Raw genomic sequence first — 15,144 nt, 5'->3', positions numbered from 1 at the left:
AAACAAACGGTCCGCCTCAAAGCGATGGCTCCAGCCGCGTGTTCAGGACGAGTTCGGCCACGGTCGCATTGTTCGGCAGCGACAGCAAGAAAGCGATCGTATCAGCGACAGTTTCCGGACGCAGCCGGTCAGCGACTGGGCTCGCGCTGGCAAAGTGCGCGATCAACTCTGTGTCCACCGCGCCCGGACAAAGAGCCGTCGCGCGCACGCCACTCTCCCAGCCATCGAAGCGCGCCGCATGCGTGAGCGCCATCACCGCATGCTTGGTCATCGAATAACCGATGGAATCTGTCGGCCGATACCGCTTGCCGTCAGTCGAGGCCACGTTGATCACCCGGCCGCGGCCGCCCTTTCTCAACGCGGGCATCGCGGCGCGAATGGTACGGAATGGCCCCTTCACGTTGACCTCCCACATCTGGTCGAGCGCGCTTTCATCGCCTTGTTCAAGCAGTATTTCGAGCAGGATACCGGCGTTGTTGATCAACGCGTCAATGCGCCCGAAGCGAGCGAGTGTTGCCGCGACCCACGTGGCAGGCGACGCGGCGTCGAACGCATCGTAGTGCCCGATCAGCACGCGCGCCGTGTCGGCCGCGAGCACCGGATCGATCCTCGCGGGGTCCCGCACGCCAAGCGACAACGTATACCCGTCGTCGTAGAGACGCTTCGCGATCGCAGCGCCGATACCTCGGGACGCACCCGACAACATCACCACGCCACGCTCTTCCCCGTTAGCGTAAGTCATCAGAAAAGCCCCTGATAGACACCGCCGTCATTGACGATGTTCTGAGCCGTCATGAAGCCGTTCTGGGCGCTGCACAGGAACGCGATCAGATCGCCGCATTCCGTCGGGTCCGCGAAACGTCCGGCCGGGCAGTGGCTCAACCGGTCCGCGACGATGGCTTCATAGGTCGTGTTGCCGCGTGCCGCATGGCCGTGCAGGTTCGTAATCAGCGCGTCCGTTTCGAAGAGCCCGGGGCACACGCTGTTGATCACCACGTTGTGTGGAATCAGTTCGCGCGCCATGGCGGCAATCGCACCGGCGAGCGCGAGCCGCGCTGCATGACTTGGCCCGAAACCGATCTGCGGGAACTTGATGAAGCTCACCGACATGTTGACGATACGGCCGAAACCGCGCTCGCTCATGCCCGGTACAACGGCACGAATGAGTTCGAGCGACGAAAAGAAATGCGCTTCCATCCAGCCGTCCCACGCCTCACGCGTGATCGTCCGGAAGTTATCCGGGACCTGGCGAATGCCGGGATTGGCCACCAGGATGTCCACGATGCCGGCCTGTTCGAGGACCTCGGCGCGTCCTGCGGCGGTGCCCAGATCGGCGCTGACGGTCGCCACTTTCACGCCCGTTTCGGCCGCGAGCTGACGCGCAGCCGTTTGAAGTGTTTCCTGTGAGCGCGCGACCAGGGTGAGGTCCACGCCCTCTCGCGCGAGCGAACGCGCGGCTGCCAGTCCCAACCCTTTGCTGCCGCCGCATACCACCGCGCGACGGCCTCTAATACCTAAATCCATGATGTCTCCGCAGGCCGGCATAGCGCATGCCGGCTCGATCTTGGTTAGTCCCGCATTGGTCTTCAGACCGCTTTCGAAAACGATGCGGCCAGCAAGCGCGGCGGCACCTTGAAGCGGCCGGCCACGTCGCGCCATTGCTCGCGCACCGTGGTGATTTCGGCGGTGCCGCCCGCGACCAGCAACGTCGCCGGCAGCAGTTGTGCGTTGTAGCGCGCAGCGCCCGATTCCGTGTACCCGCCAGCGTCCAGGAACGCGACGAAATCGCCGCGCGCAAGCGGCGGCATCGTGCGGTCGGCGCCAACTTCATCGGAATTGCATAGCGGCCCGACGAGATCCACGTGGTCGGTTGCATCACGCGCCGTCTCTTTTACCGCTACTGCGTGGTAGTACCAGTTGAGAGCCGATGCCCAGGAAAGATGATTCGTCGACAGGTCGAGATTCACCCATTTCTTCGACGCCCCTTGCTTGATTGCACCCACCTGCCCGACCGCGACACCTGCCGGCCCCGAGATCGCGCGACCTGGTTCGATCCTTAGCTTCGGCAGCGGCAGGTTCAACCGCTCCGCTTCCTCGCGGATCGCTGCCCCGCACAGACGACCGTAGATTTCGGGCGTGGGTGCGGCGTTGTCGTCAATCTGCGAACGCGGTCCGGTGCCGTACCATTTGCCGAAGGTCCAGCCACCGCCAATATCGATACACGGCGGCGTCCAACCTGTTTCATCGCGCAGGAATCCTGACCAGGTGATCATTTCGCGGGCCATGATCGCGAAGTTCTCGGGATCGTTCGACATGCGGCTCAGGTGGAAGTGGGTTTCCTTCAATTCGATGTTCGGCATCTGCTGCGCGCGCTTCACGATCTCGACGGTCTGTTCGCGTGTCATGCCCCACTTGGTGGAATCGCTTTGTTCCTTGAGCGTGCCGGGGCCGTGCATAGCCACACCCGTGCGTCCCGCCAGCGGCAGCAGGTCGAGCTTCAACCGGATGCCTATGCTGACCTTCTTGCCGAGCCGGTTTGAAATTGCGTCGATGCGATCAAGTTCGTCCATCGCGTCAATATTCACGCAGATGCCGTTGGCAATCGCCATCTCAAGTTCTTCGTCCTGCTTGTTCGAACCGTTCAGCACGAGCTTCTGCGGGTCGGTTCCCGCCAGCAACGCGATATACATCTCGTTCACGCCGAAGCAGTCGCCGCCCGCGCCTTCCTGATTGAGGATGTGACGAATGGCAAGACCATTGTTCGACTTGTTGGCAAACAGGATTTCAACGTACGGGTAGTGGGCGAGAAAGCCGTCGCGAAACGCGCGATACCGGTCACGTAGTTCGTTTTCCGAAATAATGTAGAGCGGCGCGCCGTGCGTCTCTGCCAGCACCTGCACATCGCAACCGTCGACGCATAGATTGCCGTTTGCCCCGATGCCGATGTACTTGCCGTATTGCACGGAAAAACCGCAGGGGTTTGCATCCGTTCGTTCTGTCATTGTCTTCTCCTTGCTGAAGTCTGGTGTCTGAGTTTGCCGGGGCCGCCGGGGTCCGATCTACAGCAGGCCTTCGGCCTGCAAGCCAGCTGCGAGCGCGTCGCACTGTGCAGCGCCGAGCGGACGCAGCGGCGCGCGCGGCTTGCCGCCGCCGGGAATGTCCAGCAGGTCCATGGCGGCCTTGGTCGACGGATAAAGCGTGCGGCCGTCGCTGGTGAACAGGTCGGTCAGACGGCGCCCCGTGGCCTGGAGTCGTGCGGCGAGCAGGCTCTCGCCATCGCGAGCGGCTTCGAAGAGCATTTGGCCGCCCTCGTCCCACACGTTCGGGAAACAATCGATCACGCCATCCGCGCCCAGTTGCACGGCTGGAACGCCGAACACCGAGGACGGTCCGCAAAACACACGCAAGTTGTCGTGCACGGCGAGGAAAGTACCGTAGAAGTTGTTCCAGTCGCCTGAACTTTCCTTGACGGCCACCACGCGCTCAAGATGGCCCAGGCGCGCGACGAGTTTTGGCGTCAGGTAGTTCACCGCGTTGCCGGGGATGTTGTAAAGCATGACCGGCAAACCGATGCGTGCGGTGACATCGGCGTAATGTGCGTGGATTTCATCGTCGGTCAGCTTGACGAAGTAAGGCGGCAGGATCAGCGCACCATCGCACCCCGCTTTTTCCGCCTGCAATGTCAGCGCGACCGTCTCTTCCACTCCGATCATTCCCGTCCCGGCGATCAACGTGCCGCGCGTGCCGATCACCGCTTTCGAGCTCGCGAAAAGCCGGGCGCGCTCGTCGGCGCTCATCGCCCAGAATTCGCCGGTGCATCCACCCACCACCACGCCCGTCGCACCCAGGGCAAGATGGCGTTCAATCACATCGCCCAGCTCGCGTTCGTCGATCTTGCCACCGTCGTCAAACGGCGTAGTGATGGCCGGCATGGCTCCGGACCAGTTCACACTGTCTCTGTTCATTCAGAATCCTGTTGTCGTTAAAAGTTGTTTCAGGCCGCGTCGCGCGTGCGCTTGATCGACGTGACGTTCGTATCGTCGCAGTTTTGGCGCAAGCCGCTCTTGCGCGAGAACACGTGCACGCGCGCGAGCGTCACGTCGAACAGCACGTCCTGGCCCGCACGAAGTTCGGCGGCAAGCGGCACATCGCTCGAAATGCGCGTGCACAGCGTTGCGCCGCCGCATTCCATCAGCACGATGGATTCATGTCCGGTCGGCTCCACTACCTTGATGCGTGCGCTGTGGGTTCCGCGGCCGAGCACGATGTCCTCGGGTCGCAGGCCGATCGCCACCTCCCGGTCCACATCCGGTTGAAGCGCCGAATGCGGCAAGCGCAGCGACAGCCCGCCCGCACGCAGGGCAAAACCAGTGTCGTCGCGCTGCAGGTCACCGTTGACCAGCGACATTGCGGGCGTGCCGATAAACCCCGCCACGAACTGATTTGCCGGGCGGTAGTAGATTTCGTCGGGCGCGCCGAACTGCTGCAGCACGCCACCGCTCATCACGGCAATGCGCGTGGACATGGTCATGGCTTCAAGCTGGTCGTGCGTGACGTAGACAGTCGTCGTCCCAATGCGCTGATGTAGCTCGATGAGCTCGGCGCGCATGTGCGCACGCAGCTTAGCGTCGAGATTGGACAGCGGTTCATCGAGCAGGAACACCTTGGGCTTGCGGATCAGCGCACGTCCAAGCGCCACGCGTTGCTGCTGGCCGCCAGAAAGCTGTTTCGGCTTTCTTGCCAGCAAGGGTTCGAGTTGCAGCAACTGGGCGATATGAGTCAGCATCGCCGGCCATTCGTTTTTCGGGACGCCGCGCTTCTTCAGCGGGTAAACAATATTTTCCGCCACCGTCAAATGCGGATAGAGCGCGTATGACTGGAACACCATTGCTATGTCGCGCTTGGCTGGCGGCAGTTCGTGCACTTCCTGCCCGCCTATATGAATCTCGCCACTGGTTGGTTGCTCCAGCCCCGCGAGCATGCGCAGCGTGGTCGTTTTTCCACAGCCTGACGGTCCCAGCAGGCAGACAAACTCGCCGTCGCGAATATCGAGGTCGAGCGACGGGATCGACACCGTGTCACCGAAGACCTTGCGTACGTTCTTGAACCTTACTGCTGCCATGGATTTGCTCCGGAATACTTGATCGTGATATTGCTCATAAGGTCGTGAATGCTCATCCCTTCACGCCACCCGCGCCGAAGCCGCTGGTCAGGTAGCGCTGCAGAAAAGCGAAGAAGAAGAGCAGCGGCACGCTCATCATCACGGAGGCCGCCATGAGCAGCGACCACTCGATGTTGAACGACGATACGAGCATGTTCATGACGCCCGTGGTGAGCGGACGGGTTTCGTCGGTGTTGACCATGACCAGTGCGTACAGGTACTCGTTCCACGCAAGGATGAACGTGAACAGAGCGGTCGAGATCATGCCGGGCAGCGCCTGCGGCAGGATGACGTCGATGAAAGCGCCAAGGCGGCTCGCCCCGTCTACCAGGGCCGCTGCTTCCAGGTCTTCCGGAATCCCCGCCATGAAAGAGCGCAGCAACCACAGCGCGTATGGCAACGCGAATGTGGTGTACGAGATGACGAGGCTCGTCAGCGTGTTCTCCAAGCCGAGCTTCACCATCATCAGGTAGAGAGGGATGATCAGTACAACCGATGGCATCAGATAGGTGCAGAGCACCGCGATGGCAATTGTCTCGCGCCCCCGGTACTTGAAGCGCGCGAGACTGTAACCACCCAGCGTCGCGACGACCATCACCACGACAGTCGTTGCCACCGACAGCACCACGGAGTTCCAGAAATAGCTGAGAAACGGCGTGTCTTCCAGCAACCGCTGGTAGTGCTCCAACGTCACGTGCTCAGGCAGCAACTTGATCGGAAAGACAAACAATTCGCTTTGCGGCTTGATCGACGTGAGCACCATCCAGATAAGCGGGAACACCATCAGGATCACAATCGCCCACGTGACAATAGAAGCGGCCAGGTTGGTTTTATCAGCTCGCATCACGGCTCCTCGTGCGTTGCGAGCGGTAGAGATACGCTGCCATCAGTACGCCCATCACCACCATCATGCCGACCGCCGATGTGGACGCGGCCCCCATCTGGTTCAACCCGAACGCCTGTTGATAGACAAGCAGCGGCACCGAGCGTGTCTGATTGACCGGCCCTCCGCCCGTCATAAGGTATAGCAGATCGAACTCCTTGAAGTCCCAGATAATGCGCAGCAGGATCACTACCCCCAGGACTTCCTTCAGTTGGGGCAGCGTAACATCGAAGAAACGGCCGAACGGTCCGGCGCCATCCATTCGGGCCGCCTCATAAAGCGACAAAGGAATAGTCTGTAAGCGCGCCAGCACGGCAATCACGACGAACGGGAAGTACTTCCACGTGCCGACCAGCACGATGCTGATCATCGCGTTCGGCATCTGCCCCAGCCAATTGACCGGTGCGTCGACCACGTGTAACTCCAGCAGCACCTGGTTCAGCAAACCATAGAGGTCGTTGAAGAGCCAACGCCAGACCAGTACCGCCACGACAGTGGAAACGAAGTACGGAAACAGGACTAGACTGCGAGCCGCCGACCGGAACATGATCTTCTCATTCAGCAGCAGCGCCATGCCGACACCGCAAAGAATCTGCAGGACGAGTGTCGACGTCGTCCAGACAATCGTCACCCCGAGTGAGAACCAGAAGGTGCTCGAGACCAGCATGTCGCGATAATTGGCGAGGCCTACAAATGTGGATTGCTGCGTTGGCGTATATACCGCGTTGAGCGAGAGCCAGAGCGCATAAAGCAGCGGATACACAATAGTTGCGATCAGCAGCAGCACCGCCGGAGCGATCAGCAGGATACCGAGCCGGCTGTAAGTCGACTCGAGAGATCGGATGCCCATATTGGGCAATGAAGCTGTAGCCATGCGTTTTTCCGTGACGTGTCCGCCGGTGGCTGCACAAGCCACGGACGGTGAATGGCGTAGGAGCGCGTCAAGTACCGCCTGACTGCTGCAGGCGGTATCGCGCTCAGGCTTTCATCAGCGATTCAAGTTTCTTCGCTGTTGCGCCGATCACGGGCTTGGGCGGCTCGTTGTTCAGCACGACTCGCTGAACCATCTCGGCCAGCACGTTGCTTGCGACAATTTCGTTCGCACGGCGGTTCGGTTTGTGCGCCGGCGATTCGTAGCCGAGGTTGTGACCCGACGCGGCCGCAGCCGACATAAGTTCCACTTCCTTGGGGTATTTCTTGATGATTGCATTGCTGTTGTAGCGCGAATCCGAGGCAATCGTTTTCAGCACGGGCAACAGGTGTGCAGGCGCGCCGAGCAACTCGGAAATATAGCCGGGCGGATCAAAGAGATATTCCGCGAACAGTTTGGATGACGAAATATTTTTCGCCCTCTTAGGGATGAAAACGCACGGAAAGTCGTTATAGGTCCAGGCCGGCACCGACTTCGAGATCGTCGGGTAGGTCGCGCACGTCACCGAATCGGCAATGCCCGGGTTCTGTGTTGCAATATTGTCGAGCACGCGGCCGCCGTAGATACCGGTCGCGGTCGAACCGGAGACGAACGCGGTCAGGCTCTCGCCCCAGCTGTAACCCGTGGCGCCGGGCGGACAGAATTCGCGCATCGACTTATAGAAGTCGAGTGCGTCAAGCGTCGCTTGACTATCGATAGCCACCTGTAACTCCGGCGTGAATACCTGACCGCCGGCCCGATGGATGAAACCGAGCATGATCAGCGACGTCATGCTGTTCAGGCCATACGGCAACGGTGCACCGTAGATTCGGCCGCCCTGCATCTTCTTGCACGCGCTGCGCAATTCGTCCCATGTTTCCGGCACCTTGTCTACGCTGGCCTTTTGCATCAGGTCGCGCCGGATCCACATAACATCCGCTGCGGTATTTGCAAGGCCAGTGGCGCACAGCTTGCCGTCGGCGGTCTTGAACACATCGTTTGCATTCGGATAGTACTTGTCGAGCCCCACGGCTACGGCGACGTCATCAATAGGTTCGACGAGTCCGTCAGCGAAATAAGTTTGAGCTGCATAGGACGGCAGGTGCGTGATGATGTCCGGCACTTGATTCGCTGCAAACGCCGCCGCCAGTTGCGCGGGATAGCCCTCGTCTGACGTGGCTTCGAACACGACCTTGATGCCCGGATGCGCCGCCATGAAACCGGCGATTTGCGCCTTATAGGCCTTGAGTTGGTCCGGCGCGGCTTGTGTCGACCACCAGCGCAGCGTGATGGGCTCCGCGCCGAAGGCGCTGCGGCCGAATGGCAAGCCCGCCACCGTCGCCGACACGCCGGCCGATGCGGCCAGCTTGAGCAAGCGGCGCCGTTTTGCCGAATGACCTGCCGACTCTCTCCCGCGATCCTCGTTAAACGTCATGCCACGCTACTCCTGGTTGATTGTGTGCGCCTGTCGCACCGATGTTCGTATTTATACCTCACCGTAAAACGAGAAACAATGAAAATTCGCGCATACTTTACTAATTCCGCGGACCTTATGTTGTCTTGCCGACAACCATGTTCGCATTGCGCACGAGGTGGAGCGATAATTTTAAACGGCGTCTGCGAAGCCACGGGGAGGCAAGTGGATATCAAATGCATCACTAGCCCAGCGTCGCTTCGTATTTCGAAACCAACTTCGCTGCGCAATACAAACAAGAATGATTGCCATTTGATCTCCCAAGTACGTAGGCGGTCGCCGAACTACAGAAGACTTTGCGGTTGCTGTTCATACAGCGATTTTTCCGGACCGGAACCAGTTTCCAGCGCACATTCCCAACGCGCTACCCACGATTGTGAAAAAGTGCCTCGCGGTCTCGGTCAACGAGCGATATGCGGCTGTTAATCAGGTCGCAAATGCGTTGGCAAGTCTGGACGACAACGAGCTAGACTGGAGCTGTGGGGTGGAAGCCGATGGCACGCGCACGTGGACGAAGTCGGACGGTGAGCGAACCTTTACTTTAGTTGTCGAGGCCGATGGCACTTCCACGGCAACCCGCCAGACCGAAAAGACGACACAAAAACTGAAGGATGGGTGCGCCATGGCCATTGACGAAAAAACCATACGCCGTCTCCTGAAGGAGGTTGAGATGGCCGTTGTGAAGCATCGACCTGAAGACTATTGCACGCGTGCGAAGCTGGGCGCTGGCAGGCGCTCGCCCGAAAAAAGCAGGTGAAACCGGTGTCTACAGAGCAGTTGCTGAGCCGCCTTCGCTACATGGACTCATCCTCCGATTTCCGTATTGGTACAGAGGTGTTGCGTCGGCCAGTTGAATCCGCCAGTTCCAAGTGATAACTTTGCTTATGTAAACTTAGTTAGATGTGCGATATATCTTAAAATTTTGCTTGCTCACTTATCCACCGAAAGTGCGATGCGCTCCGTGAAAACGCATGCAAAATCATAGTCCCAAAACTTTCTCGCCCCCCCTCCACCGGCGCCGGACGGCGCCCCACTCCCCTTTCATCCATAACCTTTGAGTGGTCTGGCACCTCCGATCCGCAGTTGCACATACTCGGGCACAAGTGAGTAAAGCGACCGCCGTCCTGGTGTAGACAAGTTGTCGCGGGTGATTTTGCAATGTCGAACAGTTCTTTCGGACCGCACAAGCCAATTCGCCTATGCTTGTCCGACGCCCTTTCGGCCTGAGCCGACATTCGAGCATCGCCGTTTGAAAGGCCGCTTCACCGCCCTGACCAGTCATCCGCGCATCCTGCAGCATGGGTCCTCGTGCAGATGCTGCGCGCGTATCTTCCGCTAACGGGGCATCCCATAGAGGTGAGCCCACCGTCCCATCGTCGCCATTCCAGAAAAGCCAGAGCCCCGCAACGGACTGGTGCCGTTCGGGGCTTCGGATGATGCTACGGTGCTTCTCTGCAAAGTTCGGTAACCCTGGCGAAAGGGTAGGTGTACTGTCCCACCACTTCAAGTTAAGAAGCTACAGTGCAGGCAACCATAAATACGGAGACTCGCCGTGCGGTATCACGCCTTTGCTGGATAATGCACGCGTGCGCCATAACGCTGCGATTCGCAGCCCAACACAACCGTGGCACTTGTAGACATGTCGTCAAATGACTCCGGATTTAGCAACACGTGCATCTACTGCCCGAGCATCGGCCCATTTACCGCTGAGCACGTAATACCGGCCGGACTGGGCGGTGACGATAGGCGCTTTATGCTTCGCGGGATGGTCTGCAAGCGGTGCAACACCACTATTTTTTCACCTTTGGAACGTGAATTTTTGCGCAAAACGCCTGCTGCGTTGGGCCGTATCTTTCTCCAGCCCGAGGGCCGTCGGCGCGGAAAGACGTCGAATCCACCAAAGCTCGAAGCAAGATCGAAGGTATTGATTGCACCCGAAGGATATCCGGTTGAGATTGAGCTTGGCAGTCGGGCACAGCCAATTGTTCTTCCTCAGATGGTACTCATTGGTGAAAGAGACGGTCAGACGACTGGCTCTGATGAGATGCTGTTGCGAGAGTACGTCGAAAGCGCGCGGACCCTGCTTGCCGCCACGGTAACGTGTGTTCGCAATGAACCAGTTGAAGGGGTTCGGTCGTTACTAGCTACAACGTATACTTGGGGACCCGACGGGTACGAACGAGGGGAAACGCGGTCAGTATCAGAGCCTCCACTTCAGAGCATCTGGAATATCATCCTTGAGCCGAACGAAGATGGTAGCGAACCTTCCTCCCGCGCCCGTATGTTCCGGCGGGAAAACGGCCAGATCGTTCTGCGGGTTACTGAAAAATTGGGTGTAGAAAGAGCATTAACCTTTTTCAGGAAAGTCCTTGAGCAATCCAACTTCGAGGTAATGGCCGCCCGCGACATTCAAAACCCACCTGTGCGATTCGACATGTCGTTTCAGTTGGATGTTATCGGCAGACTGATAGCTAAGATTGGTATCAACCTCCTTGCTTACCTAGTAGGTAGCGACTACGTTAAGCACCCGGAGTTCCAAAAAATAAAGCGCGCGATATTGACGGGCGACCCAGAAATACAACTCCTGCCCACGGAACAAAAAGCCTCGATCGCAAACATATTTTCCGGATTGCCGATCACCCAGCACGGATTCATTATCGTCGCGAAACCCGGGCCTTTCCGGACGTGTTCGCTAGCGGTTGTCACAAGGCTATACGGATCGCTCATCGAGATGATAAGTCTCGGGGAAAACCTCCCGTGGCCCGACCTTCCTAACCACACATTCTTCGCAGTGGATTACCAGATGCATCGCATCGAGCGATACGAAATGCTTGATTTCGTTCGGGCATTCCCGTTCCGTTTTACGGCGCGAGGTGACGCTGCGAACGAGGCGAGTGCCATTTGATAGTGGTAGGTGGCAAAGAGAGTAGTCAACCCGACGGTACCCTAAACAGTTGGACGGTATCCCTCCCCTGTCGAACTCGACGATCTATTGCCGAAAGTGGGACATCGCGAACATCATTCACCCGAAGCTCGGGTCGCTGGAAATCCGCACAGTCACGCCTCCGACATCGTCTACATTCTTGAGAACAGCGGACGGACGTGGACGGTCTGCAAACGCATGCTGGTCTCCATGAAGAAGGTCTTCGACCATGCGTTCGGCAAACGGATTATTGACGTGAACCCCGCCTTCGGAATTGACCTGAAGGCGCTGATGGGCAAGCGCCCACCCGTCCGGAAGCGTCTGATGCTGACCGAGGGTGAGCTGCGGGCGCTGCTGCCGGGTATTGACGATAAGATCGGGCGGGGGAACGGCCCGATGCTGCACGTTCTGTTAGCCACCTGGGTGCGTACCAACGAGCTGGTTATGGCGAAGAAAGCACTTGTCGATGTCAGGCGTGGCAGTTGGTACGTACAGGAAGAGGCAGTTAAGACCCGCGACGGGTTCCTCGTACCCCTAGTCCCGATCGTGACCGCTTGGGTGAAAGAGCTGAACGCCCTCTCGGGTGACTCCGAATGGCGCCTGCCGGTTCGTATCGGCAAGCGACGCAACAGGCTCGGCGAGACGCACGTCGGGAATACAACGCTATGGGCAGCGATTGCCAGAGGGTTCGAGCGGAGCCGGCTGACAATGCCTTACTTCACGCCGCACGACACACGGAGCACCGCGAAGAGCCATATGCGCAACATGGGCATTTCGAAAGAGATCAGCGAGCTGGCGCTGAATCACGCGCTCAAGGGCATGGAAGGGATCTACGATGTCCGTGAAGAGATCCCGGAGCGGCGGGAGGCGATGGAACTATGGGCACAGTTCATCGCCGACTGCTCCAAAGGCGGGGAATCAAATGTGATTCCCATGAATAGAAAGGCCGGCTGAGGGATATTTAGCTTCGACGAGAGCGTCCATGCGCTATTCCAAATTAACGCTGGTGCAGCGAGCGTTTATCGACTACTGCATCGCTTACGAGAAGTACCAAATACTGAGTTCAATGGCGATAAGCACGATGTCGCCAGCTATGACGAACTCAGCAACGAGGTTCGTATGGACGAACATAGCTTCCTAGACCTCCCTGATGAGATCAAGAAAGCCAAAAGCCTATTTCCGGCCGCTCCAGGTGAAGCAGCAGATGCTGCATATCATGAAATGCGAGCGCTGGTCCACGCGGCGCTGGATGAGTGGTTGCGCACCATCCCACCGATGCCGATCGAGCAGGTCGATTTTCCGCCCGAACCCTGGCTGGATAATTTTCGACGCCGATACACTTGGCGTCGAAAACCTGATGCGGTTATCAATCACTGTTAAAATGTACAGTTGTTTACATGGGCACTATGCCCTACACTTGAAGAACGAAGAGCGTGCGGGCCGATCTTACTCAGCCTTTACAAGTATCGGCCAGGCTCGCTTCCCGTACGTTTTTGCGTACAGGCGCTTGCCGTCGACGGTAATGTAAGCGACAAATTTGACTACATAGCCATCAGGCACGGTGAAGTTGCGTTTCAACTTTTCCATAAGTGCACACCTCCTTTCCGGGGATTCCCTCTGTTAGCGCAGAGGGGTCCGGTGTGTTGGTAGGGGTGCCCGCAACGTCTTCGTTACTTGTACCGCCACGGCCCTATCAGCTTTCCTCCTCCAAGAGTTCGAGCTGCTAGGGCCTTCCTTTTTTATGGCGCCTGCTGGGCGGTGTACATCAGGCGCCCTTAGCTCTTCTCATCAGCCGCCCTCCTGATTCGTCGTCTTCACCTTGTAAATGAACTTTAGGGTGCTTTTTAGCGCGTCCAAGAAACCATTCATTTCGTCGGCACTCCAGCTTGTACCGACCTTCGGAAGCTCGGATATCAAGCCGGCTATGGACGGATGCACGTCACTCGCTGGCAAGTCCGGCTTAGGGGAAGGTTGCGTGGGAGGGTCAGGAAGCGGTTGCGGTTGCGTCTCTGCCGCGCCAAGCGGCGCACGCTGAATCTGTTGCGAAAGCGGAATAAGAGGGTCGACTTGACGGTCAACAGCGGCGACCACTCCATTTTCGATCGTTATGATTCCCGCCGCCCGCAGGTACGAAAGCAGCAATACCAACTGCTCCTTGTACTCCGGACCCGCCGCCGCTTCATCCGCGAGAAAACTCACTGCCTCGTTAGCGCTCAGCGATCGAAAGCTCAGCTTCGGAATTAGGGCGGTGGCAAACCACAAGTTCGCGAACAGGGGTCCAAGCTTTTGGGCCGCGGCATCAGGTTCCCACTTGTACCGTTCTGCATACGCGAAGACTTCGTCAGCCGGTACATTCTGATTTTTCTCTCGACGCAACAGTCCCACTTCTAAAAAGAAGGGATTGCAGTTTGAAACTGTGCCGAAGTGAATGTTGACTATCTTGGCAACGTCGTCATTCGATACGGCTTTCTTCTCGGGGCCGCTCGCGGCTGCGTAGGCACGGAGGATATCAAGCTGTTTTGAAAAAGTAGTGCGGTCGGTCGGCAATGCGCGACGCGGCTTGGACTTAACCTTTTTCTCGGCCGATGGGACCGGTTGTTCTTCGCTGACGTCCGACACAATCGCCCTCTTGATCAGATAATGTTGCGATGATAGCTTAAACAATGCGTATTGCGAAACTATAAATGAGAAAAAAGAGCAAATTTCGCATCAAGCCGCATAATCAGTCATAAGTCATTGATTTACAAGGATGTTGCTTGTGAAGAAGAATTCATTTTCCTAAGAGATTTATACAACTCGCACCAATCTGTTTCAGCCTGTTCCATTTTGCATCGCGCGGAGCCTCGTTGCACCTGACCACACCAGCCGGTGCCAGAACCGAAATCGACCGTCGGGAGCGTGCCGTCACTGATTCATGTCGAGTATGTAGGCCTGAAAGTCATGTCCAATCATGCCCGGGGGGCCATCCGTCGTCGTCTGCACCAAAGATGAGCCCGTTAGGACGTGTTGATTTCAAGAGTTCGATCGCGGCACTATCCTTGACCGTCTGCCTAAGCACATTGTCTCCCCAGCCCCCGGATATCCAGCAGGCTTCACGTAATCATCCAGTGCATGAGGGAGGTCAAGGGCGACGGGGGCGACTTCGCGGTTATATGGGTCACCGACGAAGCTCACGTATGCCATGTAGTACCGCGGGGGCGGATTAAGGCGAATTCTTGTGCGTAGAGCGCGTCTTCTTGATTGTTTTCGATCGCAGCGGGTGTACCACCTAGATCGTAAAACGATAATTCGCGAATGTTTTTGTCCTGGACGTACAAAGGAAGCTTTTCGTTCAGCGCTAATATGGAGTAGGAAACGACTAGATAGTTTTTGTAAGCGATCTCAAGCGCGTAGCAAGCGCAACTTGCCGACCGTCTTTAGGGACGTTGTCCGGATCGTGCACCCGACCCGGGGGACCGAAGTGCGCCTCGACCGTTGCGCGAGGCATATTAATGCCAATGCCGGGCGTCGAAGGCTCTTTCAGTGGCCGGCGTTCCGAGTCTCGCCGGAACTCTTACCAGTTTCGTTGGACCAACGAGCGGCTTCGCGCGGCGATCGAACGGCGCTTTGGCGTTCGATATTCTCGCGGCCATGCCTGGAAGATCGCGACGGATTTCGAACTATCGCATTTGATACGTAAAGCGCGTCGTTAAAGGAGGGGGCATTTAAGCATTCCCGGCTGACGCTGCAAACACATGCGTGCGCGGGCGACCGGCCAGGAGCAAACGCCGGCCACAAGCATGTCGGGGGATGT

14 protein-coding genes are annotated in these 15,144 nt (G+C 58.0%); 4 read left to right on the top strand and 10 right to left on the bottom strand.

Translation table 11 applies throughout. The features are described 5' to 3' along the window. Positions 1 to 16: 16 nt before the first annotated feature. The 8 genes from FH08_RS0108485 to FH08_RS0108450 form a co-directional block, all read right to left on the bottom strand. Positions 17 to 742: an SDR family oxidoreductase gene (locus tag FH08_RS0108485; RefSeq protein ID WP_031357921.1), complete on the bottom strand. Its 726-nt coding sequence runs from the start codon at positions 740 to 742 to the stop codon at positions 17 to 19. After that, positions 742 to 1,524 carry an SDR family NAD(P)-dependent oxidoreductase gene (locus FH08_RS0108480; protein WP_031357920.1) on the bottom strand — a complete coding sequence of 261 codons (783 nt, stop codon included), beginning with the start codon at positions 1,522 to 1,524 and terminating at the stop codon, positions 742 to 744. Before FH08_RS0108480 ends, FH08_RS0108485 begins: the two co-directional genes overlap by 1 nt. Before the next feature lie 62 nt (positions 1,525 to 1,586). Then, positions 1,587 to 3,002: a diaminopimelate decarboxylase family protein gene (locus FH08_RS0108475; protein ID WP_031357919.1), complete on the bottom strand. Its 1,416-nt coding sequence runs from the start codon at positions 3,000 to 3,002 to the stop codon at positions 1,587 to 1,589. 57 nt (positions 3,003 to 3,059) lie between these two features. Beyond that, on the bottom strand, positions 3,060 to 3,965 hold the full coding sequence (locus FH08_RS0108470) for a dihydrodipicolinate synthase family protein (RefSeq protein WP_081889394.1): 906 nt from the start codon (positions 3,963 to 3,965) through the stop codon (positions 3,060 to 3,062). A 29-nt stretch (positions 3,966 to 3,994) separates the two neighbouring features. Next, positions 3,995 to 5,122, bottom strand: coding sequence for an ABC transporter ATP-binding protein (locus tag FH08_RS0108465; protein WP_035565679.1), 1,128 nt, complete (start codon positions 5,120 to 5,122; stop codon positions 3,995 to 3,997). 52 nt (positions 5,123 to 5,174) lie between these two features. Next, positions 5,175 to 6,005: a carbohydrate ABC transporter permease gene (locus FH08_RS0108460; protein WP_031357916.1), complete on the bottom strand. Its 831-nt coding sequence runs from the start codon at positions 6,003 to 6,005 to the stop codon at positions 5,175 to 5,177. Next, a complete protein-coding gene (locus FH08_RS0108455; RefSeq protein ID WP_081889393.1) occupies positions 5,995 to 6,918 on the bottom strand; it encodes a carbohydrate ABC transporter permease in 924 nt (307 codons plus the stop codon). Before FH08_RS0108455 ends, FH08_RS0108460 begins: the two co-directional genes overlap by 11 nt. A 103-nt stretch (positions 6,919 to 7,021) precedes the next feature. Then, complete coding sequence (locus FH08_RS0108450) at positions 7,022 to 8,389, bottom strand: ABC transporter substrate-binding protein (protein ID WP_031357914.1); 1,368 nt, start codon at positions 8,387 to 8,389, stop codon at positions 7,022 to 7,024. 523 nt (positions 8,390 to 8,912) lie between these two features. Between FH08_RS0108450 and FH08_RS48215 the strand changes: the two genes are divergently transcribed. The 4 genes from FH08_RS48215 (at position 8,913) to FH08_RS0108425 (ending at position 12,731) form a co-directional block, all read left to right on the top strand. Beyond that, entirely contained in the window at positions 8,913 to 9,185 is a 273-nt protein-coding gene (locus FH08_RS48215; RefSeq protein WP_152602757.1) for a hypothetical protein, read from the top strand. An 882-nt stretch (positions 9,186 to 10,067) separates the two neighbouring features. After that, positions 10,068 to 11,333, top strand: coding sequence for a hypothetical protein (locus tag FH08_RS0108440; protein WP_031357912.1), 1,266 nt, complete (start codon positions 10,068 to 10,070; stop codon positions 11,331 to 11,333). A gap of 96 nt (positions 11,334 to 11,429) precedes the next feature. After that, complete coding sequence (locus tag FH08_RS48210; RefSeq protein WP_200878720.1) at positions 11,430 to 12,305, top strand: tyrosine-type recombinase/integrase; 876 nt, start codon at positions 11,430 to 11,432, stop codon at positions 12,303 to 12,305. Positions 12,306 to 12,470: 165 nt separating this feature from the next. Next, on the top strand, positions 12,471 to 12,731 hold the full coding sequence (locus tag FH08_RS0108425) for a hypothetical protein (protein ID WP_031357911.1): 261 nt from the start codon (positions 12,471 to 12,473) through the stop codon (positions 12,729 to 12,731). A 66-nt stretch (positions 12,732 to 12,797) separates the two neighbouring features. Here FH08_RS0108425 and FH08_RS52470 read toward each other — a convergent pair whose 3' ends face one another. Together FH08_RS52470 and FH08_RS0108415 are read right to left on the bottom strand one after the other, a co-directional pair. Then, positions 12,798 to 12,938 (bottom strand): hypothetical protein, encoded by a 141-nt coding sequence (locus FH08_RS52470; RefSeq protein ID WP_160172439.1) that lies wholly within the window; start codon positions 12,936 to 12,938, stop codon positions 12,798 to 12,800. 201 nt (positions 12,939 to 13,139) lie between these two features. Beyond that, entirely contained in the window at positions 13,140 to 13,970 is an 831-nt protein-coding gene (locus FH08_RS0108415; RefSeq protein WP_152602756.1) for a hypothetical protein, read from the bottom strand. Between the last annotated feature and the right edge of the window lie 1,174 nt (positions 13,971 to 15,144).

This window comes from Caballeronia sordidicola, assembly GCF_000729995.1.
Lineage (GTDB): Bacteria > Pseudomonadota > Gammaproteobacteria > Burkholderiales > Burkholderiaceae > Caballeronia > Caballeronia sordidicola_A.
This window is presented reverse-complemented; position numbering and strand designations above follow the sequence as displayed.

Coding starts and splice junctions, on each gene's coding strand:
- FH08_RS0108485 (WP_031357921.1), bottom strand. CDS start 742: ATGACTTACGCTAACGGGGAAGAGCGTGGCGTGGTGATGTTGTCGGGT.
- FH08_RS0108480 (WP_031357920.1), bottom strand. CDS start 1,524: ATGGATTTAGGTATTAGAGGCCGTCGCGCGGTGGTATGCGGCGGCAGC.
- FH08_RS0108475 (WP_031357919.1), bottom strand. CDS start 3,002: ATGACAGAACGAACGGATGCAAACCCCTGCGGTTTTTCCGTGCAATAC.
- FH08_RS0108470 (WP_081889394.1), bottom strand. CDS start 3,965: ATGAACAGAGACAGTGTGAACTGGTCCGGAGCCATGCCGGCCATCACT.
- FH08_RS0108465 (WP_035565679.1), bottom strand. CDS start 5,122: ATGGCAGCAGTAAGGTTCAAGAACGTACGCAAGGTCTTCGGTGACACG.
- FH08_RS0108460 (WP_031357916.1), bottom strand. CDS start 6,005: ATGCGAGCTGATAAAACCAACCTGGCCGCTTCTATTGTCACGTGGGCG.
- FH08_RS0108455 (WP_081889393.1), bottom strand. CDS start 6,918: ATGGCTACAGCTTCATTGCCCAATATGGGCATCCGATCTCTCGAGTCG.
- FH08_RS0108450 (WP_031357914.1), bottom strand. CDS start 8,389: ATGACGTTTAACGAGGATCGCGGGAGAGAGTCGGCAGGTCATTCGGCA.
- FH08_RS0108440 (WP_031357912.1), top strand. CDS start 10,068: ATGTCGTCAAATGACTCCGGATTTAGCAACACGTGCATCTACTGCCCG.
- FH08_RS0108425 (WP_031357911.1), top strand. CDS start 12,471: ATGGACGAACATAGCTTCCTAGACCTCCCTGATGAGATCAAGAAAGCC.
- FH08_RS52470 (WP_160172439.1), bottom strand. CDS start 12,938: ATGGAAAAGTTGAAACGCAACTTCACCGTGCCTGATGGCTATGTAGTC.